General features: G+C 45.2%; 17 protein-coding genes. 7 read left to right on the plus strand and 10 right to left on the minus strand.

All coding sequences use genetic code 11. The annotated features are described in order from the left end of the window. Positions 1-4: 4 nt before the first annotated feature. The 8 genes from CFT61_RS12165 to CFT61_RS12200 all read right to left on the minus strand — a co-directional run bounded on the left by CFT61_RS12165 (position 5) and on the right by CFT61_RS12200 (position 10,528). Positions 5-880: a hypothetical protein gene (locus CFT61_RS12165; protein WP_089544694.1), complete on the minus strand. Its 876-nt coding sequence runs from the start codon at positions 878-880 to the stop codon at positions 5-7. Next, positions 873-1,736, minus strand: a complete 864-nt coding sequence (locus CFT61_RS12170; protein ID WP_089544695.1) for a hypothetical protein — start codon at positions 1,734-1,736, stop codon at positions 873-875. Before CFT61_RS12170 ends, CFT61_RS12165 begins: the two co-directional genes overlap by 8 nt. A 12-nt stretch (positions 1,737-1,748) precedes the next feature. Next, positions 1,749-2,699 (minus strand): HmuY family protein, encoded by a 951-nt coding sequence (locus tag CFT61_RS12175; protein WP_367379344.1) that lies wholly within the window; start codon positions 2,697-2,699, stop codon positions 1,749-1,751. After that, positions 2,696-5,050 carry a TonB-dependent receptor gene (locus tag CFT61_RS12180; protein WP_089544696.1) on the minus strand — a complete coding sequence of 785 codons (2,355 nt, stop codon included), beginning with the start codon at positions 5,048-5,050 and terminating at the stop codon, positions 2,696-2,698. The genes CFT61_RS12175 and CFT61_RS12180 overlap by 4 nt, the downstream gene beginning before the upstream one ends. Before the next feature lie 148 nt (positions 5,051-5,198). Beyond that, positions 5,199-5,846: a DUF4903 domain-containing protein gene (locus CFT61_RS12185; RefSeq protein ID WP_394334031.1), complete on the minus strand. Its 648-nt coding sequence runs from the start codon at positions 5,844-5,846 to the stop codon at positions 5,199-5,201. 54 nt (positions 5,847-5,900) lie between these two features. Next, entirely contained in the window at positions 5,901-6,350 is a 450-nt protein-coding gene (locus CFT61_RS12190; protein ID WP_077154028.1) for a hypothetical protein, read from the minus strand. Positions 6,351-6,401: 51 nt separating this feature from the next. Next, a complete protein-coding gene (locus tag CFT61_RS12195) occupies positions 6,402-7,841 on the minus strand; it encodes a hypothetical protein (protein ID WP_089544698.1) in 1,440 nt (479 codons plus the stop codon). A 173-nt stretch (positions 7,842-8,014) separates the two neighbouring features. Continuing rightward, positions 8,015-10,528, minus strand: coding sequence for an outer membrane beta-barrel protein (locus CFT61_RS12200; protein ID WP_089544699.1), 2,514 nt, complete (start codon positions 10,526-10,528; stop codon positions 8,015-8,017). Between the two features lie 815 nt (positions 10,529-11,343). On the opposite strand from CFT61_RS12200, the gene CFT61_RS12205 reads away from it, so the two are divergent. The 4 genes from CFT61_RS12205 (at position 11,344) to CFT61_RS12220 (ending at position 17,754) form a co-directional block, all read left to right on the plus strand. Further along, positions 11,344-14,160 (plus strand): TonB-dependent receptor, encoded by a 2,817-nt coding sequence (locus CFT61_RS12205; protein ID WP_089544700.1) that lies wholly within the window; start codon positions 11,344-11,346, stop codon positions 14,158-14,160. A 62-nt stretch (positions 14,161-14,222) separates the two neighbouring features. Further along, positions 14,223-15,752 carry a hypothetical protein gene (locus tag CFT61_RS12210; RefSeq protein WP_089544701.1) on the plus strand — a complete coding sequence of 510 codons (1,530 nt, stop codon included), beginning with the start codon at positions 14,223-14,225 and terminating at the stop codon, positions 15,750-15,752. Between the two features lie 393 nt (positions 15,753-16,145). After that, positions 16,146-17,135, plus strand: coding sequence for an aminodeoxychorismate synthase component I (locus CFT61_RS12215; protein WP_089544702.1), 990 nt, complete (start codon positions 16,146-16,148; stop codon positions 17,133-17,135). Between the two features lie 13 nt (positions 17,136-17,148). Continuing rightward, positions 17,149-17,754 (plus strand): aminotransferase class IV family protein, encoded by a 606-nt coding sequence (locus CFT61_RS12220; protein ID WP_089544703.1) that lies wholly within the window; start codon positions 17,149-17,151, stop codon positions 17,752-17,754. 956 nt (positions 17,755-18,710) lie between these two features. Here CFT61_RS12220 and CFT61_RS12225 read toward each other — a convergent pair. Further along, on the minus strand, positions 18,711-20,327 hold the full coding sequence (locus CFT61_RS12225; protein WP_089544704.1) for a RagB/SusD family nutrient uptake outer membrane protein: 1,617 nt from the start codon (positions 20,325-20,327) through the stop codon (positions 18,711-18,713). A 12-nt stretch (positions 20,328-20,339) separates the two neighbouring features. After that, a complete protein-coding gene (locus tag CFT61_RS12230; RefSeq protein WP_089544705.1) occupies positions 20,340-23,039 on the minus strand; it encodes a SusC/RagA family TonB-linked outer membrane protein in 2,700 nt (899 codons plus the stop codon). Between the two features lie 275 nt (positions 23,040-23,314). Here CFT61_RS12230 and CFT61_RS12235 point away from each other — a divergent pair, with 275 nt between their 5' ends. The 3 genes from CFT61_RS12235 to gmd all read left to right on the plus strand — a co-directional run bounded on the left by CFT61_RS12235 (position 23,315) and on the right by gmd (position 26,722). Then, complete coding sequence (locus CFT61_RS12235) at positions 23,315-23,734, plus strand: aminotransferase class IV (protein WP_254918967.1); 420 nt, start codon at positions 23,315-23,317, stop codon at positions 23,732-23,734. A gap of 324 nt (positions 23,735-24,058) precedes the next feature. Next, on the plus strand, positions 24,059-25,513 hold the full coding sequence (locus CFT61_RS12240) for an ATP-dependent DNA helicase (RefSeq protein ID WP_089544707.1): 1,455 nt from the start codon (positions 24,059-24,061) through the stop codon (positions 25,511-25,513). 96 nt (positions 25,514-25,609) lie between these two features. Next, the gene (gmd, locus tag CFT61_RS12245) at positions 25,610-26,722 is read left to right on the plus strand and encodes a GDP-mannose 4,6-dehydratase (protein WP_089544708.1); all 1,113 of its coding nucleotides are present in this window, start codon (positions 25,610-25,612) and stop codon (positions 26,720-26,722) included. Position 26,723 lies beyond the last annotated feature (1 nt).

Consider the following 26,723-nt stretch of genomic DNA (forward strand, 5'->3'; position numbering starts at 1 on the left):
TATCTTATTTCTTTTCTTTCTTCGCCCTTGCATCCTTGACAATCTTTCCTGCCAAGAAACAAAGTTCTATCACCATTACCACCCAATGCCAAGGATATTCGCTCGGATGTGCAATGAGCTTCCCGATGATGCCCGTGCGATTAAATGCCTCTACCGCTATCCAGAACACGATGACCGTTGCCGTACCCATTCTGATGTTTGCTCCCCACGATTGCAAGTGGAGTTGCTTGCGAAATACGTATGGGGCGGAAAGCAAGGAACCGAAGGCTACACCGAAGGTGACTGGACTCTCACGACCAAACAATTGAGGATCGTAGAGGTTCATCAGCAGGAGATAGCAAGTCCAGAGCATTGTGTTGATTTCCATGAAGGTAACAATGCTGGTGTGGCGTGTCATCGGGCGAGCGGCGATGAGTCGCTTGTTCTTCCCCAAGAAGAGCGTCTGCCACCAGTTGAGGAAGTTGCAGGCATTTCGGGAACAGAAGATGTAGAGCAACATCACCATTGCCCACAAGCCAAAGGTGGCAGGGAGCAGAAGATATTCAGGGCGGCTCAACACTTCTCCTGTCACTGGGTCAATCTCAGCATGTGTGCCCCAACGATGGGCATAATACATGAAGAGGAAATCCACCCAACCCGTCCAGTAGAACATGCCACCGATAAGTCCGAGCAAGGTCTGGCGAGTCTGTCCCTTGACGAAAACACCGACCACCACCATCACCAAGCCCACGAATCCCACAGCCATGCCAGCACCCAACAGTTGCGTGCCGTCGTAGTTGTCCTTCAATACTCGTGCCACCAAATGAACGATGGGCATGCTTCCCAATATCACGCCCATCGACACGATGGATTTCCACCAATATAGTTTCTTGTTACTCATGGCTTTTCTTCTTGTGAGCTGCAAACATGATATAGACGAGCAATGCCACGAATGCAACGAGGATGCAAATCATCTGGGTAGTATACTTCTCCGGCTCAATCCAAATCTCCTTGAAAAAGTCAAGGCGACCAAGCACTTCCACAGGTACCCAGAACACGACAACCGTTGCGATAGCCATACGGATATTGGCTCCCCATGTGCTCAAACGCAACTGCTTTCGGAAGATGAAGAAACTACCTATCAGACAAGCTGCGGCAACAACCGAAGTTACAGGATGATGGTCGCCGAGGAAATTCTTGTCGTAGCAGAACATCAACAGGAGATAGCTAGTCCAGAGAATCATGTTCAGTTCCATGAAGGTGACGATACTTGTATGATGTGTCATCGGACGGGCGGCAATCTTATTCTTGCTGGAACGGAAAAGAACACGCTGCCACCAGTTGATGAAGTTACATCCGTTTTTGGTTGAGAAGATGTAGAGTACCATCACCATCATCCACATGCCGAAGGTGGCAGGGAGGATGAGGTATTCAGGGCGAGTCACAACTTCGCCATTCTCCATCTCCGGCTGTGTACCCCAGCGGGTAGCATAGTACTGGAACAGAAATTCTATCCAACCGGTCCAGAAGAGCAGACCTCCGAAAAGTCCCCAAAGAGTCTGTTTGGTGTCTCCCTTTACGAAGACACCGATTACTACCATGATAAGACCTGCCAACCCCATGAAGAAGGCTGAGTAATGCACAGCTTCAGGAGTCATCGTCTTATCCATTATCATCATCAGCGCATGTCCCAACGGCATGGTAAAGAGTACCACGAGGAACGAAGCGATGGATTTCCACCAATTCAATTGTTTCATAATGTTTAATGTTTACTTTAATTCATCTAAGTAATAACTGATTCTTCCTCCTTCATCACCTATCTGCACATTGGCATCATACCAGGAGATGATCTGGAGCTTGTAATATCTCTCGCCATCCCACGAACGGATTACGTAGGTATGGAAAGAAGGAGTATATACTGGAGGTGGACCAGAGAAGGTCATTGCCTTTTCGAGCACCGGATTGCCGCTTACCAACTGCTTGGCAGGACCATTGTTCGGGTCGAACCAAGGGTTCTTGTTCATATCCAGTTTGTTGGCGATGCAATACTTGTTCCAGTCTTCCCGCGACATGGTGACATAGACGCTTGCTGAATCATCCACGGCGAAAGTCATGTTGTGTTCAGCCAGATAAGCATCCACCTGCGCCTTGCTCGTCCACTTGTCATATTCGCCATAGCCCAGGTCGGCAGCACCGCCCTTGCCTATGCCGCTTGTTCCACTGTTGGTTCGTAGCTGGTAGCCGTCAAAGGCAAGGTCCCACTCCGTAGCAGGATAAGCCATGGTCTTTGGATCATCCTCCTGGTTTTCCATCACCAGAATGCTGCTTGCCTGGCGCTTCACCGTCTTATAGGTTAACTTGCCTGTAGCTTGATTCTTGGTAAAGATGGTATCGCCCTTTGCATCACGCTCTGCATCCTCGAAGATGTTCTTCTGCACGCCCTCGCTCCAATACTTTACGAGTTTAGTTGTACCTTTATAATGGAAATACTCCTCTATTGGTTTGCCATCTATAAAGGCGATGACACTCTGGTTAGGATTCAGCACATTATAGCGATGGCCCGTCTTCAGGTCAAAATAGAGCCAGTCGTTGGTAACACCCGTGCTATAACCTGTTTTTCGGGGCAAGGTATGACCTGTGAAGTCCTCTGCCTCATAAGATACGCAGCTCGTCATTGCAGCTGCCATACCTATTATATATAGTAATGCTTTCTTCATCATTTCTTCTTTCTAAATGCTTTTACCAATTCATCTACCAACACTTCCACCTGCACATGCGCCTTGGCTCCTGCCGTGGCTGGCACGTTAAACATGGTGATGCCCGAACCCAGGGTCTTTGGCACGTAATTAAAGATGTTATCCACACCCACCGTCACCTTCACCTTATTATAGAAGGTCTGAATCACCGACAGGTTGCACAATACATACTGTGGCAACTGGCAGCGGAAGTAGGCATCGTGGCTCTCACCGTTTACAGAGAGTCGGTCCTGCACATCAAACTTCTTCTCACCCATGTAGCTTGCCGAGAAGGTGGCGCCCAGTCGGTAGTTCTTCTTGTTGTACTTATAGTCGAGACTCGCCGTAGCCGCATGAGGCGAAGTGGTGTTCACCTGGATACCATCTGTCTTGCTCACGTTCACGTAGCTGTAGGTGGCATTCATCGTGAAGTGGTTGAGGAAGTGCCAGCGCATGATGGTCTCCAGTCCGATGAGGTTCTGCTTGGCGAGGTTGGTGTATTCAAAGTTATACTGCATGTCGTAGATGCGCCATACGCCCTCTATCTTCTTGCGGAAGAAGTTGCCATACACATTGCCCGAGATGAAGAAGTTATCGTTCGAGTACTCTGTGCCCAGGCTCACGTAGTTGTTCTTCTCAGGCTTCAGGTCCTCGTTACCCTTAATCATGAACATGCCCAGGTGGTCCCAGTTGAAGAACAGCTCCTTGATGCTTGGCGAACGGTAGCCCATCGAGTAGTTGGCTCTCCATGCCCAGTGCTCCGAAGGACTCCACTTGAAGGCAATCTTAGGCATCGCCATCAGTCCGAAGGCACGGCTGAAGTTGGTTCTCACACCTGCCGAAACCATCCAGTGGTCGTTCATCGTCCACTCGTCCTGCAGGAAAGCCTCCGTTTCCTTCAGCGAACGGGTGCGCATGATGTGGGAGGCATCGCCGTTGAATCGGTCGCTCGTCAGGTCATCGCTCAGGTGCTCGATACCGAGGATGAGGTCGTGGCCCTCGAACTTCTGCGAGGTGATGGAGAGGCGAGGCTGGAAGATACGGCTCTTATACACCTTGGTACGCTCGTCGATGCGCTCGTGGCGCTTGAAGCGGTCGTAGAAGTCGCCATGAAGGGAGGCAGTAATCTTGAACCAATCCTTGAAGGAGTACTTAATCTTGGTTCCAGCCGTCCAGTCACGCGCCTGGCTGAAGGTCATGTCCTGAATGAGGTCGTAGGTGTTCATATAGAACGCACTACCGTAGGCAAGAATCTCCAGATTCTTGAAAGGGTCGTAGAATACCTTCTGCGATACCGAGATATGCTCTGTACCCTCGATGCTCATTGGCGGACGGGAAGCCACGCTGGTAATGGTCACGTCGTGGTCGAGCCAAGGATTCGCCTCTTGGGTATAGACCTTCTTGTTGTTCTCCGCCTGGTACATGTAGAAGGCATCGCTCGAAGAATACCACACATCCGTCTGCGAAGTTACCTTTCCTGCATTGAATCCTGCCGACACCCAGCTCTGCAGGTTCGGGCGGTCGGCATTCTTCTCAAACATATACAGGAAATCCTTTTGGGATGGATTCTTGTAGTTGGTTTCGTTCATCTGTCCCCAGCGTACACCAGCCTGAATATCGATAGGCTTGGTGGTTTTCTTGGTGATAAGGTTGATGACGGCACCCGATGCACGGCTTCCATAGAGGGTACTGCTGGCACCCTTCACGATTTCGATGCGGTCGATGGCATGGAGGTTGAATCGCTCGTAGTCGAGGTTACCCGCCATGTCGCCCGTCAATCGCTCACCATCCTGCAGGAAGAGCACGTGGCGGGCATCCAAGCCCTGCATGGAGATTTCGTTGCCGAAACCCACCTTCTGGATGTTCATACCCGGTGTCTCCTGTTGCAGAGCCTTGGTCAGGTCGGCATAGCCTGCATCTACCAGTTCCTTACCGCCGATCACCTGCGTGCTCACTGGCGAGAGCTTGATAGGTCGGGCAGTACGGGAACCAGTAACCACCACCTCGTTCACCTTCATCACGTCTTCGGTCATGAAGAGCTTGAGGGAGCTGTCGTTTCCGATGGTTCCCTTCAGCGGGTTGTAACCCACGGATACCACCTGGTAATAACACTTGTCACTCTGAGGCACCGAGATGGTAGCCTCACCATCCATGTTGGTAACAACACGCTGTGGCGACTTCAATTTCTCGTTGTCGGCGTAGGTGATGACTGCGCCGATGATTGGCTGCTCAGTGGCTTTGTCGAAGATACCGAACTTCACCTTTCGCTGTGCAGCGACAGGGAGTGCGAGTATCAGCAGTAAGCCGATGAGCATTACATTTCTAATTGTCTTCATTTATATTGCTATTCTATTTTTTCCAATTTCTTACACGATTTCAGCCTCGCTATGGTTTGTTTCTCTTCCCTTCATTTTTACTTGCAAAAAGAAAGAGAGACATGTCTGGGCATATCCCTCTTTCCTTTTATATATAAGCTACAGTCTCTTATTTGATTCCGTGCTCCTTTTTATACGCAGCCAAGTCTTTTTCGTACTGTTCAAATTCAGCTGCATAATTGTTGATGCGATTCTTGTCTATTGTTTGCAAGAAACATTCTGAACGTACATTCATCATGTTATAGTTTACGATGAACTGAATTTCGTGTGTTTTGGCATTGTAATAGCCTTGCACGCTACTGCCTTTTGCACTTGATGCAGAGCCATCTGTATCTGTACCCCATACAGAGCCATCTTCACCCTTAAACTTTATCCAACCATCACCTGTATATTCTTTCTGCTCCCAAGAGTTGAGAACCATGGTCTTGACATCACACTTAAAATTGATAATCATTCCCATGTTTCCGACCGTGAAGTCAAGCAAAGAAATGGTGAATGTTTGTGCGTCAGTCTTACTCCACTCAAACTTAAACTTTGTAGGACATCCCTCTGGTAAAAGGGTTTTGTTCACTCCATTCATCGTTGCATTTGTACTAAGTACAATCTCGCCATTGAGATAGTTTGTTGCCTCTTTCACAAGTTCAGAATTTGCATCAGAGTTAGTGATTTCTTCATCAGAAGAACAAGAACAAAATGCAAAAACAGCGAAAAAAAGCAAAGATAGGAAGGCGATGTTTTTCTTGAAGTTTGCTTTCATCATGTAACAAACAAAGGTCTTCCCTTATATTTTAAGGTAAAGACCTAAGTTAATTTATTTTATTGTACATTCTGTTGTGAAATGAACCTCAGTATCGAAGTCCACACCGAGGAAGGACGCATCTACACTTTTTACAGTGTATTCCAACTTCCCTGTAGAGGCATCATAAGACCCCTCAATAGTTGCGTCAAACTTCAAGCCTGCACCAAAGCTCAAAATAATAGCATTGTCACACTCGTTAACTGTAGAACCATCAAGAACAACTTTGTTAGCAACAACCTTCAACTTTGCAGGCATTTTGCCAACTTTGAACTCTGACAACTCCAACTTGTATGAACCATCACCATTAGGAGTCAAGGTTGTGTTAAGAGCAGGAGAAACATCATTCTGATGTACAGGATTCTTGTCCTTGTTTATGTAAACTTTGTCCAAGCAACCATAGATAGTTGTCTGAGCTGATGCAGTACTTGCGAAAACCATCATGCTGATGAAGGCTATCGCCATTAAAAGTGTTTTTTTAAACATAATAAATAAAAAATTAAATTGTTATTAAAATTAATTCCAGTTTACTGGATTATATTCTGAATATGTACTATTGTCATTCTGCAAGTGAGCAGAGTAGGTCTGGACAAAGTTCTTTGTACTTTCTTTGTCTAAAACATCTTGTGACACAGTGAAATAAACCTTTCTGCGTGGATTGGATTCAAAATCGTACAACTTGTTGTTAGAACTACGATAATATGCAATCAAATTAATTGGATAAATAATTTCACAGTTTGGTAATTGACAAAGAGCCAAATCGCCTATTGCTTCAATACTTTGTAAATTAATAGCCTTTAATTTAGGCAAGTTTGCCAAAATAATTTGAGATGTAACCTTTTTATTATTGAGGTTGATTTTTATTTCCTCAAGATTCTTACAATCTCTGCAATCTAACAAGTTTGACATGGTTGCATCAAAATCCTTTATTTCCTGATTAAGAAAAGCCGTATTTGTCAAATCCAAAGATGTTACAGACGGATTGTTACTGATTCCTAAAGAAGAAAGAGCAGTTGCGTCGCTCAAATCTAGTCCTCCAATAAAATTTGTCTTTTTTACGACCAAGCCTTTGACATTTTGTCTTGGAGATAATCTGTGACATTCAAATTGCTTAGTTTCTTCTGTACTTGCCTGAACATCAATGTACACATAAAAAGACTCATAAAAAGGATTGTTCACAAAATATTCTATTCCTTCGATAGAAGCAATTTTTTCAATATCTGCATATTGTGTGTCATACTGCAAGAAAATATTGCGTCCTCTGTCTTCAAGACCGAGAGGTTTGCTGATGTCCAACTTTCCGTCAGAAGTGAAAACCGAACTAAAGTTCATCTTCAAATAAGCTGCAAAGTAAGTATCTGGAATCTCTCTCAAAGTATTATACTTCTCCAAAGAACCCTTATCATTAACCATTTGCATGTCAACAGTCTTATTCTCTGCCTCATTCTCTGTATAGAAAGGCATCAAATCCTCTACATTATACTTGCAGGAAGCAGGGAGATAAAGTTTTGTAAACTCATGAAGGATAGTAGCTTTCACCTCATCATTCTCAACCTTGGCTGTTACCAAGCCGTCGAAGTCATAGATGTCATTGCCTTGCAAGTCAAGACCTGTAATCTGTGAAGGAAGTGAAGCGATATGGAAAACTGGACCATAGCCATTGCTGCTAAGGTTCAACTCTTTCAAATTAGGAAAAACAGAAAGTTCCTTCAAGGCAGCGGTATCAACCTTTGTGCCTGAAAGGTCGAGAGATGTGGTGCTGTTTGCTTTGTCGTCAAGGAGCAATTTGCCGTTCTCGTCGAATGTATATCCTTTGCTTTCGAGAAGGGTTTTGAGCTGAGAATTGTCAACTGCCACCTCACTATAAGAAGGCGCATCATCATCGCTGCTGCAAGAAGCGAAGCCGAGGCAGAGAGCTATTGCAGCGAGACCGATAAAATTCTTTAAAATTTTCATTGTTTTATTATTCTTTTAAATGTTTATAATTAATCAAAATATTACCTTTAATTTGTGGCTGCAAAGGTACATATTTATTAAATAATGTGCAATACTAATTTATTATGATTTATAGGGTTTCTCATCTGTCTTGTTGAGAAATCATAACATATCTAAGATTTTCAATATGTTTTTCACAGTTGCTTATTCAGCCGATACCTAAAACTGATGATGAAGTAGCTGCCAATTTGTGAGGTACGGCTTTCCGTCAATCCTGTCGCCGTAACATTGCGATAATAGTTTTTCTTGTCGCTGAGAATATCTGACCAATAGAGCGAAAGCTCGGCTTGCTTCTTTTTGAGGAATCGCCAAGATGCCTCCAAGTTCCAAACCACTTGGTCGTCTTCGCCTTTTTTGATGTTGGTGCCGTTACGGAAAGAGTATGCAGCATCGCTCTTGACCAGGAAGCCAAGAGGAAGTTCTGCGTAAGTATTCAGCGAAAAGTTATAGCTTCGGGTATAGTTGGATGTACCCCGGAGTTGGTTGGTGGCATGGCGATAACGCCAATCGCCCTGCAAGTCGAAGCCTCCCCATTTCGGCTGATAACCCAAGCGAAGGTTGGCATTATACGACGTATTGTGGGTGACGCTGCGGTCTGGCTCCTCGCTCTTCCCCTCGTTCACCAAGGCTACACTTTGGCTAAAGTTGGCACCTGTGCGAGCGGAGAGATTGAACCGTTTCTTCCATCGCTTCTGATAACGAAGACTGGCACGCATATTCCAGTTGCCATTCACATTCACAGGATAAGTCTCCGTGCCACCAGTGGCAAGGTTGTAAAAGACGGCTTGCGTCTGACTGTTATAGGTGTTGCTAAAGTGTACATCGCCCGAAAGCCCGAGGCGCGTGTTCCTACCTGTCAATCGGAAATTCTGATTATAGGATGCTTTGAGCGAAGGATTGCCATGGGTGATGTGCAGCGGGTCGCTATTATCGGTGAGCGACATCAAGCTACCGAGGTCGGGCTGTCGGCTACTACCGTCATAATTCAGTTCGAAGCGAGTCTTGCCTTGATGCCATGACACATTCAACTGTGGGTTCCAGTTCACACTCGTCCTTACCGTGTCGGCGTGGAGCAAGCCGGTCTTTTGGTCAAGACTCCTGCGCTCGGGCTGCATCAACACTCCTGCATTTGCCTCCCATCGCTTGCCATCATAATTGAGGTAGAGGCTGAGGTCGTGGGTAATGGTCTTGCTCAGGGTGTGGTTGCTTAGGCTATCCATATACACCTCGCTCTCGTAAGTACTTCGGTCGCTCACCTGTCGGTTGGCGGAATAGCGATAACCGAGTTGCAGGCGCAAGTTCTCAGCCAAGGGTTGCGTCAAGTTGATGCCTACGGAATAGGCACGATTGGTGGAGGGGGAGTGCTGGTATTGGTTACGATAAAGCACGGAATCGCCACCCAGACTGCTCTCCAACTGATAGTAAGTGGTCTCGGAAAGGGAATGTGACTCGTTGGTACTCTTGCTGTCGGAGTAACTACCCGTGAGGCTGATGCTCGTACCCTTGTCGTTGAACACTCGGGTGATGTCGGCATTGACGGAGAACGAATGGCTGTCGCTCTTCGAATCCGAGTTTCTCGTGATGCTGTTGATACGCTCATCGCCTTCTGAAGAGGTGGATTGCTGGCTGTCGCTGGTGTTGTCGCTCTTCGACTTGCTGAAGTTTCCACCTATATTAAAATAGGTCTTGTCATCCAAGCTCCACCTCATGCCCAACGAACCATTGCCCATCGTGTTGCGATTGGTGCTGGTGGATGCCGAGTTCTGGTAACGGTTGCCTGTGGTGAGATATTGCTCGCTATATAGGGTGCTCTCGTTGCCACTGGCATAATGGTTGTACATCATGTTGCCATAGAGGGTGAATCGCTTGGAGAACTTCTTGGCAAAGTTCATCGCCACGTTGTCCTGTCGGTTGTCGGGATAGCGAGAAGTCATGTATCGGTTGCCACTTCGAGCTATCACGGAGATGTTATCGCCAGTCTGGCGGAAGAGGTTGGATATTAACTCGGCTTCCTTCTTTTCGTTGTTGCCCCTGCCTATACCAGCCGAAGTAATCAGCGTGCCGTTGAACTCTCGCTTGGTCTGCAAGTCGAGCACATAGTTTTCGCCGCCCTTGCGCACCTTGGTGATTTTCTCCAGTTCGCTCCGCTTGTCATACACCTTGATTTTGCTCACCAACTTGGCTGGCAGGTTTTCGAGGGCGAGGGTGCTGTTGCCGCCAAAGAAACTCTCGCCATTGACATTGATTTCATGGATGGGAAGACCGTTATAGGTCATCGTCTTGTTCTGCTTATCGTATTCCAATCCAGGCACTCGCTTCAAGAGTTCTTCGAGGTATGCTCCTTCGGGAGTCTGGAAAGCATTGGCATTGATAACCGTGGTATCGCCCTTCATCTCCACCTCCTTCATGGCAGCAGTAACCACCACTTCGCCGAGGTTGAGCGTCTTAAAGATGGAATCTTCTTTTTGCGTTTCCACAGAGTCGCCATCGCCCTCTGACAAGGCACGACTCTCCCTTACTGTATCACTCGACACAGCATAAGAGAAAGCCCTTCCGTCAGGAGAAAGGGAAGACGATGCCCATACATTTGCTATTGTTGAGAAGGACATGAGCAAAAGCACAGACACATAAGCATATCGTAGCCTCATCTTGGTTTGAATATTCAAAATCGGCTGCAAAGGTACGAAAATCGGTGTATATTTGCAATACCTTAAAGTAGGTAAAGTGCCAAAGGGCTTGCCAAGGGAATCCATTAAAGAAAGTGAAAAAAATGAGCAAAAATAATTGTATATCAGAATTTCAATTTATCTTTGTACCTGTAATCAAAGCGTTCTTTGTATATTACAAGGTTGTGAAAGAAAAAGAATATAGCTCGTTTCTAAATCGTTAGCAGTTACGCTTTTTAAAGTACTTAACCCGCTGATATTCAATTAATAAAAGATTTTGTTATGACTCGGGTATTTTTAACGATAAAAATCGAAACACGTCGAGTAAATCTCTATCACAGCTGCACCTGCCCGAGAATATAACGATTCGTGGAGTTTTTTGAGGATGTAAAAAAAAATGTGTTTTTCCATTATTACATCACAGGTCAGCAACCATTATTATATATTTGTATCTTAATGTTATCGTATTAAAGAATAATGGTAAAAGTCATGAAATTTTTTAAATGTAGTCAATGTGGCTACGGATATTTTTGGCATTCTCTCATAAATAGTATATCTTTATATGTACGTAACCATCTGATAATCAAATGGTATTTTGTAGGAAAAAGAACCAAAAACTACTTTTTAAAGTGGACTCCTTTATTTATCTCCAAATATCGGGTTAAATATTTAAATATCTTTAGTTATTGCAACCGTAACACCATTGTCGCAGCTTCGTCAATGCCTTTCAATCTCATCGCAATCGCAATGTAATAATACTGCCGTACCTTTGCAACCGTAATCAAACGATATAGGTTATGAATGCTAAAAGGGGAATTATTGTATTAGGATTGCTCTCGGCGGCTAGCATGCCAACGTGGGCGCAACAGATTAAGGGTGTGGTTATCGATCAGAAATCGAAAGAGACACTCATCGGTGCAGTCATCACTGTGGATGGAACCAACGTGAAGGCTATCACCAACATCGACGGAAACTTCCAGATTGATGGATTGGATAAAGAAAAGAAATATACACTATATATTAACTATGTAGGATATAAGACTCAAAAAATTGACGGGGTTCAGGCGAAGGACGCAGACCAGGTGATCGCGCTGCAACCTGATGAACAGCAGCTGAAAGAGGTGACCGTTACCGCAGTGGAAAGGCGTAATACGGATGCGGCAATGATACAGGTGGCCAAAAGCAGTCCCGTCATCGTGAGTAATGTTTCGGCACAGGAAATATCCAGAACTCAGGATACGAATGCGGGTGAGGTGATACGCCGAGTGCCAGGCGTGAGCCTCATCGACGATAAATTCGTGATGGTTCGCGGATTGTCACAGCGCTACAACAATGTGTGGGTGAACGGAGGAGCAGTGCCTAGTTCTGAGGCTGATTCCAGGGCATTCTCCTTCGACATCATCCCAAGTTCGCAGATTGACAACCTTACCATCGTGAAGTCGCCAACGGCTGAATATCCCGCTGATTACTCAGGCGGTTTCATCATCGTCAACACCAAGGAGATTCCGGCAGAAAACAGTTTCAACATCGCCGTGGGCGGAAACTGGAATACATCTTCTGCCTTCAAGGACTTTTCTTACTCAAAAGGTTCCGGAACCGATTTCCTTGGGTTCGATAATGGCTTGAGAAATCTGAATGGGGGCATCCATGCTGACTTGAATCCACAGCTCGATGCCAACGGAAAACCAGTGGGCGATTATGCTACTTCGCTCCTGGGCAACGGATTCAATAATGATTGGCTCATCAAGAACAAGAAACCTTTGGGCGACTTGAAACTGGCAGCCAGCCTGAACCAGCGCTGGATGCTCGGCGGAAGAACACTCGGCATGCTTGCCGCCCTGAACTATACCAACGAATACCGCACCTACGAGAACATGGAGAACAATCTCTATGGCATCTATGATGCGGCAAACGACAAGCCAAACTATCTTCGTCACTCTATTGACGATCAGTATAATAATAACGTCAGACTCGGAGCAATGCTCAACTTCACCTTCCTTTCCAAGGACGGCAATCACAAGTATCAGCTCAAGAACATCTTCAACCAGTTGGCTACCAGCCGATATACCTGGCGTGATGGCGTGAGCGCCCAGTCGAACCTGGAGCGAAGCGCAGAGTATTACTACCGCAGTAGAACTACATATAACGGTCAGCTTACCGGTAAGCACACCTTCACTAGCGATGCCCTTGACTGGAGTATCGGGTATGCGTATGCCAACCGCCATTTGCCTGACCGTCGTAGATACCTCATCGACGATGCTCTAGAATCGGGCGTTTATGCCCTGAGCACCGGCAACGACATATCCCGCGAGTGGACTCAACTCGACGAACACATTCTCTCTCTTGGTGTAAATGACAAGCACCACTTCAAGTTTGGCAACTTTGAGCCAGACTTGCAAGTGGGTGCCTACGGGGAGTATCGCAGCCGAGAATACCAGACCCGCAACTTCATCTACAACTGGAATGTTTCAGATAACAACCTGCCATCCGACTTCCGCCACAGCGACATCCCAACCCTGCTCTCCAGCGAGGCAAACATGGGTTACGACAAGCTGTATCTTCTGGAGGAAAAGCAGATGCGCAACAACTACCGCGGACACAACACCTTAGGCGCAGGATACCTGGCGTTGTCTCTCCCCTTTGGCAAACTCGGCATCCACGCCGGTGTCCGCTTCGAGCATAATGATATGGAACTCATCTCCAATTCCCGTGACTACGAGAAGAGTGAATCGAGCCGTCATTACAAGACCGATGATGTTTTTCCATCTCTCAATACAACATATAAGATCAACGACCAGCACCAGGTGCGACTGTCGTATGGCCGCAGTATTAACCGCCCGGAATTCCGTGAAGTATCGTCGTCGGTGTATTACGACTTCGACCTTGCCAGCAATGTGCAGGGAAACACTGAGTTGAAGAACTGTTATGTCGATAACCTCGACCTGCGATATGAGTGGTATCCATCCCGTGGAGAGCTCATTTCGCTGGCAGTCTTCTACAAGCACTTCGATTCTCCTATCGAGTGGACCTATACGGTGGCAGGTGGCACTGACTTGATTTACTCTTACAAGAATGCGAAGAGTGCCAACAACTATGGTGTGGAGCTGGATATCAGAAAGAATCTCGGATTCATAGGATTGAAGGATTTCAGTTGGTCGTTTAACGGTGCTCTCATCAAAAGCAAGGTTCAGTTTGAGAAGGGAGCGAAGGAAGAAGACAGACCGATGCAGGGTCAGTCGCCATACCTTATCAACACCGGCATCTTCTATAAGAACGAGCCATTAAAGATGGATATCGCCCTGCTTTACAACCGCATAGGCAAGCGAATCATCGGTGTGGGCAGAAGCGAGGGAAGCACAGGCGATGACTCCAACGCCCGAGTGCCTCACAGCTACGAGATGCCCCGCAACACCATCGACTTCTCGCTGGCTAAGAAATTCGGAGACCATCTGGAGCTGAAGCTCAACGTAAGGGATCTTCTAGCAGAAAAGATATATTACAAGCAGTTTGCCGATGTAACGTATAGCGACGGAAGCAAGAAGGAAGTAGAAGAAATAGCAAGATGCTACAAGCCGGGCAAAAACATCGGTTTGCAGGCAATCTATAAATTTTAGAGACTATCCGTAGAATTTCAAGAAAGATAATATTAGATATTTGTTTAATAAAACAGAAAACAATGATGAACAAGATGTATTTTTTAGGATGCATGGGCATCCTTGCAGCATCTGCCATGTTGAGCAGCTGCAGCAGTGACAATGACGATCCAACTCCTTCTCCAAATCCTGGATCAGGAGTAGTTTACAAGTGGACAACCAATGGTGGCTTGAAGGCTTGCGACCACATCCTCTTCGGAACAGATGACAAGGAAAACGCCAACGGAACACAGATTGGCAACGGCGACCAGGAATTCGTCTTCACAGGCAAGCAGACTTTGAAGAAAGGAACTTATCTCCTCAAGGGATGGGTATATATTGCAGATGGTGCTGAGCTTACCATCGAACCGGGAACTATCATCAAGGGCGACAAGCAGACCAAGGCGGCACTCATCGCAGAGCGTGGCGGCAAGCTCATCGCCAAGGGTACAGCCACCGAGCCTATCGTCTTTACATCTGAAGAGGCTGCTGGTAGCAGAAAGCCTGGCGACTGGGGGGGCATCATTCTCTGCGGCAAGGCTAAGAACAACCAGACTGAGCAGCAGATAGAGGGTGGTCCTCGTACCAAGCATGGTGGCGCAGATGATGCTGACAACTCAGGAGCCTTGAGTTATGTACGCATTGAGTTTGCTGGTTATCCATTCCAGAAGGATAAGGAGATTAATGGTTTAACCTTAGGTTCTGTAGGTTCAGGCACAGAGATTGACCACGTTCAGGTATCTTATTCCAATGATGATTCCTTCGAGTGGTTTGGCGGTACAGTAAACTGCAAGTATCTCGTAGCCTACAAGGGCTGGGATGATGATTTCGATACCGATAACGGTTTCTCAGGAAAGGTGCAGTATGGTCTTTCTCTGCGCGACAGCAAGATAGCCGATACCTCTCAGAGCAACGGTTTCGAGAGCGACAACTGCGCTGATGGTGCTACCGTGGACCCTCGTACCAAGGCTACCTTCTCTAACATCACCTTCGTAGGTCCTAAGGTATTGGATGACAAGTTCCAGAACACCACAGATTATATCACTGCCGGAGCATACAATCCAAACAACGGGTCAGCTCTCGGCAAGTTCCAGTCAGCCATGCAGATTCGTCGTTCTTCTAACCTCAACTGCATCAACTCTGTAGCCTTAGGCTGGCCTATCGGTTTGATTGTTGATGGTGAGAAGGGTGAAACCGTGAAGGATGCCAAGGATGGCAAGTTCAAGCTTCAGAATGTATATTTCGCAGGTATGGATGCCGTTGGTACTGATGCCAACAAAAAGTATGAGGATTATCTCTACGATGCTGCAAAGAAGCAGGATATCGACAAGAATCAGAAGTCATACAGCAACACCTTCTTCTTCTCAGAGCAGAGCAACAAGTATTTTGATTCATGGACTTCATTGGTTGGTGCAGATGGCTATACTCCTATCGCAGGAAGCCCATTGCTTGGTGCCGCAAGTTTCGCTGGCTGGACAGGTTTCGACACTGTAACCTACATCGGAGCCTTCGATGGCAGCAACAACTGGATGAATGGTTGGACCAACTTTGATCCTCAGAATGCGAAGTACTAGAAAAAGATTAGTACCAGAATAAGAATTAGAATCGCTAATTTCTATTTTGACTATAAGGTTTTCTTTTATTGTGGCATGGCGCAGTGATTTGTGCCATGCTTTTTTGTGGCGCATAAGATTATATACATGGAGGTTAGTCCTAAAGGTTACAACAACATTAGTATTATATATAAAGTGAACACCAATAAATAACAAAGGAGTGATGAAGTTGGATTTTCAACAACATCTCTCCATTTTTTACTTTTTTTATCGCAAAAAAAGTATGATATTGCGAAGGAATAGCTATCTTTGCAATTTTATAATAAAATCGCATAAGTATGCCAACAAACAAGAATGCTCAACTAAGATATAAGATAATGGACAGATGTTTCAGTAACATTAAAATGTAAGACAATGAAACAAAATATTATAGACCGTATCAATCATTTGGCTAACGAAAAGGAGCCTTTCCTTTTTGTCATCAACTATGCAGGTTCGGAAGCATACATACGGAAGCTGTCTGAAATAGCTATCGATGAATGCCTTTATGACTTTGAGGGTATAACCAATGTAAAACGGCAGTCACTCTCTTCGGCTACCAAACATCCGACGTGGAAAGTGTTTGAGCCAAATTTTGAAGATTACACGAAAAGTTTTGAAACCGTCAAAAGCAACATCCTGCGTGGAAACAGTTATCTTGCCAACCTTACTTGTAAGGTTGCTTTGGACTGCAACCTTACGTTGGAGGACATCTTCCTACGTGCTAAAGGCAAGTATAAGATTCTACTAATAGACAATAATAGCAATAGACGGTTCGTGTGCTTCTCGCCGGAAACATTCGTGAAGATAAAGAACGGAATGATATATTCTTATCCGATGAAGGGCACGATTGACGCGTCCTTACCCGAAGCAGAGCAAGTGTTGATGGGAGATAAAAAAGAAGCAGCCGAACATGCTACCATTGTGGATCTGATTCGAAATGACCTTAGCCGTGTGGCGGAGCATGTAAGGGTGGATAAATACCGTTATATTGATGTGCTCCATACCAATAAGGGGAATATTCTCCAGACCAGTTCCGAAATAAGCGGCAAGTTGCCAACTGGTTATCAAAAGCACATCGGAAACATATTGGATGCAATGTTGCCCGCAGGTTCCATAACAGGTGCGCCAAAGGACAAGACTATGGAAATAATCCATGAGGCGGAAGGCTATGACCGTGGATTCTATACAGGAGTCATGGGTATATATAATAATGGTGAACTCAACTCGGCTGTAATGATACGCTTTCTTGAAAATGACGGTATAGGAACGTATTTCAAGGCAGGAGGAGGCATTACTTCGAAGAGTGATTGCAGAAAAGAATACGAGGAAGTGTTACAAAAAGTGTATCTTCCTTTTGAATAGAACTGATTTTAATATGGCACAGCAATTCGTAGAGACAATAAAGATTGTGAATGGAAAGACACAAGCTCTTGCATACCATCAGGAAAGAATGGAAAGAACGATCTGTAAGTTCTTTCCTTCATTATGCAATGCGTCTATGCCTTCATTGGAAAAACTGATAAATCCAACGGAAAGCATGGATTTTTACAAGGCGAGAGTGGTGTATGGCGAACAAGGTGTTGAAGCAGTAGAATATGCTCCGTATTTTATTCGAAACATAAACTCCCTTCAAGTGGTCGCAGACGACACGATAACGTATGGCTACAAAAGTACCGACCGCAGTCGCCTCAATGCCTTGGTCGCACAGAAAGGGAACCGTGACGACATCATCATCGTCAAACATGGACTTTTAACGGATACCTCATTCACGAACCTTGCCATATTTGACGGCAAACATTGGGTGACTCCCAGACATCCCTTATTGCCAGGCACAAAAAGAGCCGCACTATTGGACAAGGGAATGATACAAGAAGCAGATATTACATTGGAAGATTTGCGAAATGCCAACAAGGTAAGTCTTTTTAATGCAATGATTGAGTTTGGTGAAAGAGAAATAGCAATGGAGAATGTCCACTTCTGAACATTCTCTATTTCTTCTGATATACAAGATATTTTATGGTTGTAGCGAACATGGCTACTAAAATATTTGGCGTTATCAAATAAATACCATATCTTTGCAACCGCAAGAGTTGTTTGAACCATTATGCAAAGTAAAGCAGGCAGAAGTAGTCTGACTTTCGCTAAATCGTTACCATAAATAAAACAGTCGAAACAACTATGCTGATTATTAGACTGATACAACTTTTTTGATTATCCTCTGCAAAGATAATGCAAGTGAGCGCAATGAAAGCTTGCTTTCACATTGCCGAGTGCAGCTTATCTTCTGCAAAGATACAACAAAAAGTTGAAAATCAGTAATAATTAAAGCAAAATTGTTGAAGATGACTGAATTATGTCGGTGAATGGGGTTTTCCATAAAGACATCAGAAGATAGGAAAATGCCAGTTTAAGACAGACTTTCGTTACTATAACGTTACTGCTTTTTGACGATGATGAATGGGCGATAATTATAGAATTAAAAGGCAAAAGTATCTAATAATTAGAAGATTGCCAAGAAAACTCGGAAGATTCTTTTATGCGTGATTCCAATGCTTTGATTCGCTTGGAATCGCGGAACAAATAAGAGCTATAAGTGTGTTAAAAAATGACTGGAAAACAACAATTAGTTTATTGCTAACTATTAAGAAATAGGAACTTGAATTAAAATGGAATTGATAGTAACGTATCAGTTCTCAAATAATAGGAAGTAGACCAATTTACAGAAGGTTCTTTTTAGTTATAGCCAAGACTGCACAAAGGCTTACGCAGTGCTGAAACATCAAAAGTTCCAATTTGCTGTGCAATGATGTGCGCTCACCTTGGCAGTCTTGGCATGGCAGACTAAATTATGAGCTATTATAATTTGTCTGCCCAGAATCCTGAACTCTTATTACCTTAAAATGATTTCATGTGAATGAAAAGCTTATGGCAACTATATCAATAACTTGGATTCTGTTTTAATTTCTTGTTTAAATCCAGACATCTTTGTGGTATTGGGAAAACCGTTGTAAACCCGGTAGACTCCTTTTCTAATGGAGTTCTTTGATCATATGCCTTGGTATATTTGCCAAAACGGATGAGATCTTGACGTCTCCAACCTTCCCAAACCAATTCCAGCAGACGCTCCTTTAGAATGTTGTCCAAATTGGCTTCCACATGAGGCATTCCTACTCGGTCTCTTATAGCGTTCAGCTCTATAGAACCATCCTCGCCATTGCGAACTTTCGCCTCGGCTTCCATCAACAGCGCGTCACCATATCTAAAAAGGACGATATCGTTGTCAACCTGCCGTCCGTCCGAATAGGCGGTTCGGTCAACCTCGTATTTGCCTACACGGGCGCCTGCCGTCTGTTTATATGGGCTGTCGCTGAGGTTCAGTTTCAGTTCAAGCGGCATATACACCAACGGCTTCCCGTTGTCCAAATATATCTTCTTTCCGTCAACAAGCACGGTATCTGCATAGAAGTTTATCTTGAATCTATTGTCAACATTGTCCGTTCCGTAACCGAAAGCCTTGACGGTTGAAACAGTTGCACATGTGCCGTTTTCGGAAGAACCACCATAAGCTCCGCCATGTTTGTAGTGGCGTGAGCGGAAAAGATAGTGGTATTCGTTCAAATATAAGTTCTTGTCCAATGGGATTGTGAAGATGTTCTCCTTGGAATTTTCATTATGAACCGCAAAGTTCGATGCGTAGTCGCTCTCCAACTCATAGCCTTCTTGCCGCAGTTGCTCGCAATACCAGATGCAGGCTTCCCAAGCGTTCTTTTTCTCGCCATTTACATTGAAGTAAATGCTTTTCCCGTCCTGACGCTTGCCGTCGGTCCAGTTATCATCCGTATATATTTCCGCATTCAAGGCAAGCTTTGCAAGCAGAAAGTTTGCGACCGGGCGTGTCACACGTCCGTAATAGTCACCTTCTTTGTTGGAATGCTCATCGGCGAGCTGTGGGGTAACATCCTGCAACTCGTCAACAATAAACTTGAATACCTCACTTCTTTCGCTTTGCGTTACCTGCTCCAATTTCACGTCGTATGATGTCACGATAGGAACACGCCCGAACATATCCATCGCATAATAGTAGAACAAGGCTCGTACAGCTCTTACCTCTGCCGTGAAATCTCTTGTCTGTTCTGCAGAAAGCAGACTCTTATGGCTGTCAATGATAGAAAGCGACTGGTTAGATAAAACAATTACCTTGAAGAGGTATTTCCATACATTATATAAATTAATATCATTGGCATTCCACTTGTGCTGATACATGTTCTCCCACAAACCGCCATCATACCAGTCTCCACCACGGATTGGATTCATTGCCTCGTCAGTGGTCAAGGTATTGTAGTCGTAAATACCCCGGCAAGTTCCTTGAAGCCCTTCCGACTCCTGATTGCTCCCTATGTAGTTGTACAGAGAAGCCACGGCATTCTTGTATATATTATCAGCATTGTTGTAGATTGCCTCCTGGTCCAGCTGGTCTTTGGGATGCTCATCCAGACAGCTGCTGAAGCATAGCGTTAACGGTATTGCTAATATGTATTTAATAATCGTCTTCATGCTCTTTTCGTTTTAAAATTGTACACTCAGTCCCAATGAGTAAGTACGGTATAATGGATAGTTGCGCTTGTCGTCAATACCCATCGTACTGTTGACAACATAGCTATTTATCATTGGTGTCAAACCTTTATATCCGGTGATTGTTCCAATGTTGCTAATGTTGCATGATACACGCAAGGAACGAATAAGCTTGCTCCTCAAAGGTACATTATATCCTAATGTCAAGTGCTCAAAGTTCAGATAATCGCCCTTTTCAAGCCAATAGTCTGAGACTCTCTGATCTACGATATTCTTCTTTGGAGCATCCTTCAAGACATTGTAGTCTGGGAAGCAAGCCATGCTTGTGTAAGCCAGTCCTGTTCCGTTGAAAATCTTGTGCCCGAATGCTCCATTCATCTGTATGGAGACATAGTAATTCTTGTATCTGAAACTGATGTTTGAGCCAAGGATCACCTTTGGTGTGGCTTGTCCTGCAATGTATCGGTCGCCTCCATCGCTTAAGTCCACATTGCCATTATGGTCAAGGTCCTCTATGTCGTAAAAATAGCTGCCGTTCTCGTTCTTGACAAGTCCCTTGCAGTGGGGTAGGTAGAAAACGCCAAGCGGCTGTCCAACTATCTGATAGACCACGTTGTTGTCGCCGCCGTTTTGACCAGCACCATCCAAAGAACCAATGGCGGTGATGTTTGCTGCCGACATGCTCATTCCCTTGTAATCACCACTTAGCGAGATAAGTTTGTTGCTTTGAAACGACAGGTTCATATTGATGTTAAGATCCATGTCCTTCTTGCTGATTGGCTGCACGGACAAGCCCAGCTCAAATCCGCGGTTTGACATTGAACCGATGTTTGCCAGCAATGTATTGTATGCGAATGGTGGAACCGGAACCTCATAGGCGTAGAGCATGTCGGTGGTCTTGGAATAGTAATACTCCGCTGTAAGCATCAGCCTGTTGGCAAAGAGACCAATGTCCGCACCGAGGTTAAACGTTGTCTTCGTTTCCCACTTCAAATCAGGATTGTTGTTTCTTACCATACCAAGGGTTACTGTTGGAGAACTCTTTACCGGAACAATGCCAGTCTGCCTTACGGTGTTCATGGTTGTGTAGGCGGAGATACCGCCAAGATTGCCCGCTTGTCCCAGACCCGTGCGGAGTTTAAGCATTGACAGCGGTTTTATGTTGGCAAGGAAGCTTTCCTTCTTCATGTCCCAAGTGAATGATACAGATGGGAAGAATCCCCATGTGTTGTTGTCACCAACCATTGACGATCCGTCACCGCGTGCATTAACTGCTAAGGTATATCTGTCAAGCAGATTATAAGTGATGCTTCCCATTACAGAAGCCAGAGATTGGTCTTCGTAAGTGCTTTCTGTTCCACCGTATGGACGGGCTGCTGTAGCACCCAGATTGTCGTAATGAAAATCGTTTGTAGGTATTCCCTTGGCATACACCCAGAAAGCAGTTTTTCTCAGTTTTCTGTATTCACTGCTTACTCCAGCAGAGACCTTATGTATGCCGAACTCCTTGTTGAAATCAAGAGATACATTGCCAAGCCATTCCTCTTTCTTGAACTCTCCACGGTACACGTTGCCTTGTGCCCATACCCATGTTGGACAGAATTGTCCGTTTTCGGTAGAGCCATACAGGTAAGAGCCGAAGGTGGATACACGCCAGTTCTTATTGAAATCGTAGCTCAGCTTTATGTGTGCGTCAAAGTTCAAATCCTTGGAGTCGTTTTTCTCTTCAAGCAATATCCCGGGTGGATTGACATGTGTTGCCGATTCGTTTTTCAGCCAGTTTCCATGCTCGTCAGTACCTGCAGGGAAAGTTGGGTTCTGGCATGCTGCGGAATAGAACAGCATCTGCGTATCAAAGATGTCATGGTTCTTGAATGAAGAGCCGAAAACTCCGAATTCTCCGGTTAGTCTGTCATTGAAGGCTTTCTGGGTTACATCAACTTTGGCAACAAAAACGTTATAGTCCATCTTCTTGATGATGGTGTTGTGGTCCATTACTCCGAAAGATGCACGATAGTTTGACTGTGGCGTACCTCCGCTGAATGCAAGGTAATGATTGTTCACCAAACCCGTGCGTGTTATCACCTTGTAGTTATCGGTATTGAAACCTCCGTTGTTGCAATAGATACCCAATGTCTTTGCCGTTGCAACATATTCAGCAGCATTGAGCATCTCCAGGTGTTTGTACATCTGCTCAAAACCCACATTACCCTCATACGAGATCTGGAATCCTCTTCCTGTGCCTTTCTTGGTTTTCACCTCTATAACACCAGACGCTCCACGTGAACCATACATGGCGGTCTCCGCAGCATTCTTTAATATACGAAAACTCTCGATGTCTGCAGGATAGATGGTTGATAGGGTAAGTACGTCAGAAGTGACACCATCAATCAGCACTAAAGGGTCATTGCCTCCGATGATGGAGGTTGTACCACGTACTCGCACACTATTGAGCATAGCCATACGATCCAGACCGTTGGATGTCACATTGACACCAGCAGCCTGACCACTCAACACGTCGAGGGCGTTGTTGGCCGCACCCTTGTTGGAATGATTTCCAACTATCTTTATTATATTACTTCCATTGTCAATGGAATCTTTCCGTTCTGCAGGAACTTGCTTTTGTGCATGAGCCAAAGAACTGCAAAAGAGCGCAATGAGAAGTAATGTAAAGTCTTTTTTGCTCTTTGCCATTTTCTATTTCTATTACTTTGGTTATGGATTATTTCCGATAAGCAAAGATAAGGTGCAATACATTAAAAAACGTATACAACCCCCAATATTTATGCATTATTAACGATAAAGAAGTAAGTGCGTAGAGTATTACTCCATAACAGTTGCACCTGCCAATGAATGTAACGGTTTACGGAGTTTTTGAGGATGTAAAATATTTCTAATTTTCATTGTTACATCACAGATCAGTAGCCATTTTATGTCTTTGTATCTTAATGTTATCGCCTTCAAGAACAATGGTAAATTCAAGTGGTCGCAGACGACACGATAACGTTGGCTACAAAAGTACCGACCGCAGTCGCCTCAATGCCTTGGTCGCACAGAAAGGAAACTGTGACGACATCATCATCGTCAAACATGGACTTTTAACGGATACCTCATTCACGAACCTTGCCATATTTGATGGCAAACATTGGGTGACTCCCAGACATCCCTTATTGCCAGGCACAAAAAGAGCCGCACTATTGGACAAGGGAATGATACAAAAAGCAGATATTACATTGGAAGATTTGCGAAATGCCAACAAGGTAAGTCTTTTTAATGCGATGATTGACTTTGGTGAAATAGAAATAGTAATAGAGCATGTTCACTTTGAACATGCTCTATTTCTTCTGATATACAAGATATTTTATGGTTGTAGCGAACATGGCTACTAAAATATTTGGCGTTATCAAATAAATACCATATCTTTGCAACTGCAAAAGTTGTTTGAACCATTATGCAAAGTAAAGCAGGCAGAAGTAGTCTGACTTTCGCTAAATCGTTACCATAAATAAACCAGTCGAAACAACTATGCTGATTATTAGACTGATACAACTTTTTTGATTATCTTCTGCAAAGATAATGCAAACGAGCGCAATGAAAGCTTGCTTTCACATTGCCGAGTGCAGCTTATCTTCTGCAAAGATAATGCAAAACGAAGACAACGCAAAATATTTGGTGTTGAAATTATTAATTATTAAAGGATAAATAACAAATTGATGATAATAGACGAGCTAAAATATAAGATATTGCAGCAATTTGGCTTTCCGCCAACCCAGGAACAGGCACATGCCCTGGAGGTGTTTGCTGAGTTTCTTACCGATAGAGATCCGCATGCCGTGATGATTCTACGAGGTAGTGCGGGTACGGGTAAGACAACGCTCTCGGGTGCCATCGTCAGGACCCTGAAGGAGATTCGTCAGAAGGTGATGCTTCTGGCACCTACGGGTAGGGCAGCGAAGGTTTTCTCGCTGAACAGCGGTTCGCCTGCCTATACCATCCATCGCCGTATCTATCGTGAAAAATCGTTTTCAGGGGTAGAGGGACAGTTTAATCTGAATGATAATCTCTATACCGATACGCTTTTCATGGTAGATGAGGCGTCGATGATTGCCAATATGGGATTGGGAGGGATGAGCTTCGGAAGCGGATGCCTGTTGGATGACCTGGTGCATTTCGTGTATCAGGGACGGAACGACCGCTTGCTGCTGATAGGTGACAAGGCGCAGTTGCCTCCTGTAGGCGAGGAGGAATCGCCAGCCCTGCATGCAGCGATGCTGGAGGGATATGGACTGAAGGCGTATGAATGTGATCTGAACGAGGTGCTCCGACAGAGCGAGGAATCGGGTATTCTCTATAATGCCACGATGATCAGACAGATGATTACGCACGATGACATTACCCAACTTCCGAAGATTCATTTCGCTGGCTATTCGGATATCAAGCCGATGCCTGGAGCCGAACTGATAGAGGCTTTGGCCGACAGCTATCACCATGTGGGTCTGGACGATACCATCGTGGTGACTCGCAGCAACAAGCGTGCAAACATCTTCAATCAGGGCATCCGCAATATGGTGCTGGATAGGGAGGAAGAGCTTTCGCAGGGCGATATCCTGATGATTGTGAAGAACAATTATTACTGGATGGAAGAAGAGAGGAAGAGTAATAATAAACTTCAAAGCAACGAGATTCCTGCTTTTCTGGCGAATGGCGATCGGGCGAAAGTGCTGAAGGTGCGCCGCCGCATTGACCTCTATGGCTTCCGCTTTGCCACGCTGCTGCTCCAGTTTCCCGATTACGGCAACTATGAGCTGGAAGCTACAGTGCTGCTGGATACATTGACGAGTGAGGCGCCTGCCCTGACCCATGAACAGCAGGAGCAGCTCTTCCATCAGATAGAAGAGGATTATCAGGATATTCCGCTCAAGGCAGATAGGATGAAGGCAATCCGGCAGGATCAGTTCTTCAATGCTCTGCAGGTGAAATTCGCATACGCCGTAACCTGCCACAAGGCGCAGGGCGGACAGTGGGCACATGTGTATGTGGATCAGGGGTATATGACGGATGATATGCTGAATCCCGATTATATCCACTGGCTCTATACCGCCTTTACGCGAGCTACGGAAATGCTGTATCTGGTGAACTGGCCAGAGACGCAGACGGTTCAATGTTAGAGAAAAAGGCAAATAAATAGCAGAAAGTTTGATAGTCTGAGAAAAAAGTCGTACTTTTGCAACGAATTTATTAATTTATCATATATAAAGAAGTAAATGGAAAATAGAAAAGTAGCTTTAATTACAGGTATCACAGGTCAGGATGGCTCTTACTTAGCCGAATTGTTGTTGAGTAAGGGGTATGATGTTCACGGAACAATCCGTCGCTCATCTACCGATTATCGCGAGCGCATCGCACATTTGGAGGGTACCCCAAACTTTCACCTTCATTATGCCGACCTTGGTGACTCTATGAGCATCATCCAGGTGATGAACAAGGTGAAACCAACCGAAGTTTATAACCTCGCAGCTCAGAGCCACGTACAGGTGAGCTTCGACTCTCCTGAGTTTACTGCCGACGTAGATGCAACAGGTGTGCTCCGTATCCTGGAGGCTATCCGCCAGTGCGGTTTGACCGATACCTGCCGCATGTATCAAGCTTCCACATCTGAGCTTTATGGTAAGGTAGAGGAGGTTCCTCAGAACGAGAACACTCCATTTCATCCTTATTCTCCATACGCAGTTGCCAAGCAGTATGGCTTCTGGATTGTCAAGGAGTATCGTGAGGCATATAATATGTTCTGCTGCTCGGGTATTCTCTTCAATCACGAGAGTGAGCGCCGTGGTGAGACTTTCGTAACCCGCAAGATTACATTGGCTGCAGCTCGTATCAAGCAGGGCAAGCAGAGCAAGCTCTATCTCGGTAACCTGGATTCTCTCCGTGACTGGGGTTATGCCAAGGATTACGTAGAGTGTATGTGGTTGATTCTCCAGGCTGAGAAGCCAGAGGATTTCGTGATTGCAACAGGTAAGCAGCACTCAGTTCGTGAGTTCGCTCAGTTGGCTTTCCACTATGTAGGCATCGAGCTGAAGTGGGAAGGCAAGAACGAGAACGAGAAGGGTATCTGCGTTGAGGGTCCTGAGGAACTCATTGGCAAGACACTCGTTGAGGTTTCTCCAGATTTCTATCGTCCTACCGACGTGGTTAACCTCTGGGGTGACCCAACAAAGGCAAAGGCTAAGCTCGGCTGGAATCCAAACACCACCTCTTTCGAAGATCTCGTCAAGATCATGGTAGAGAGCGATATGGCAAAGGTGGCTGCCGAGGCTGCCGGTGAGAAGGTTCGCTGCAACCTCGTGGAATACTTGGAGAAGGGTATTGTTAAGTAAT

It is taken from the genome of Segatella copri (assembly GCF_002224675.1).
GTDB lineage: Bacteria > Bacteroidota > Bacteroidia > Bacteroidales > Bacteroidaceae > Prevotella > Prevotella copri_U.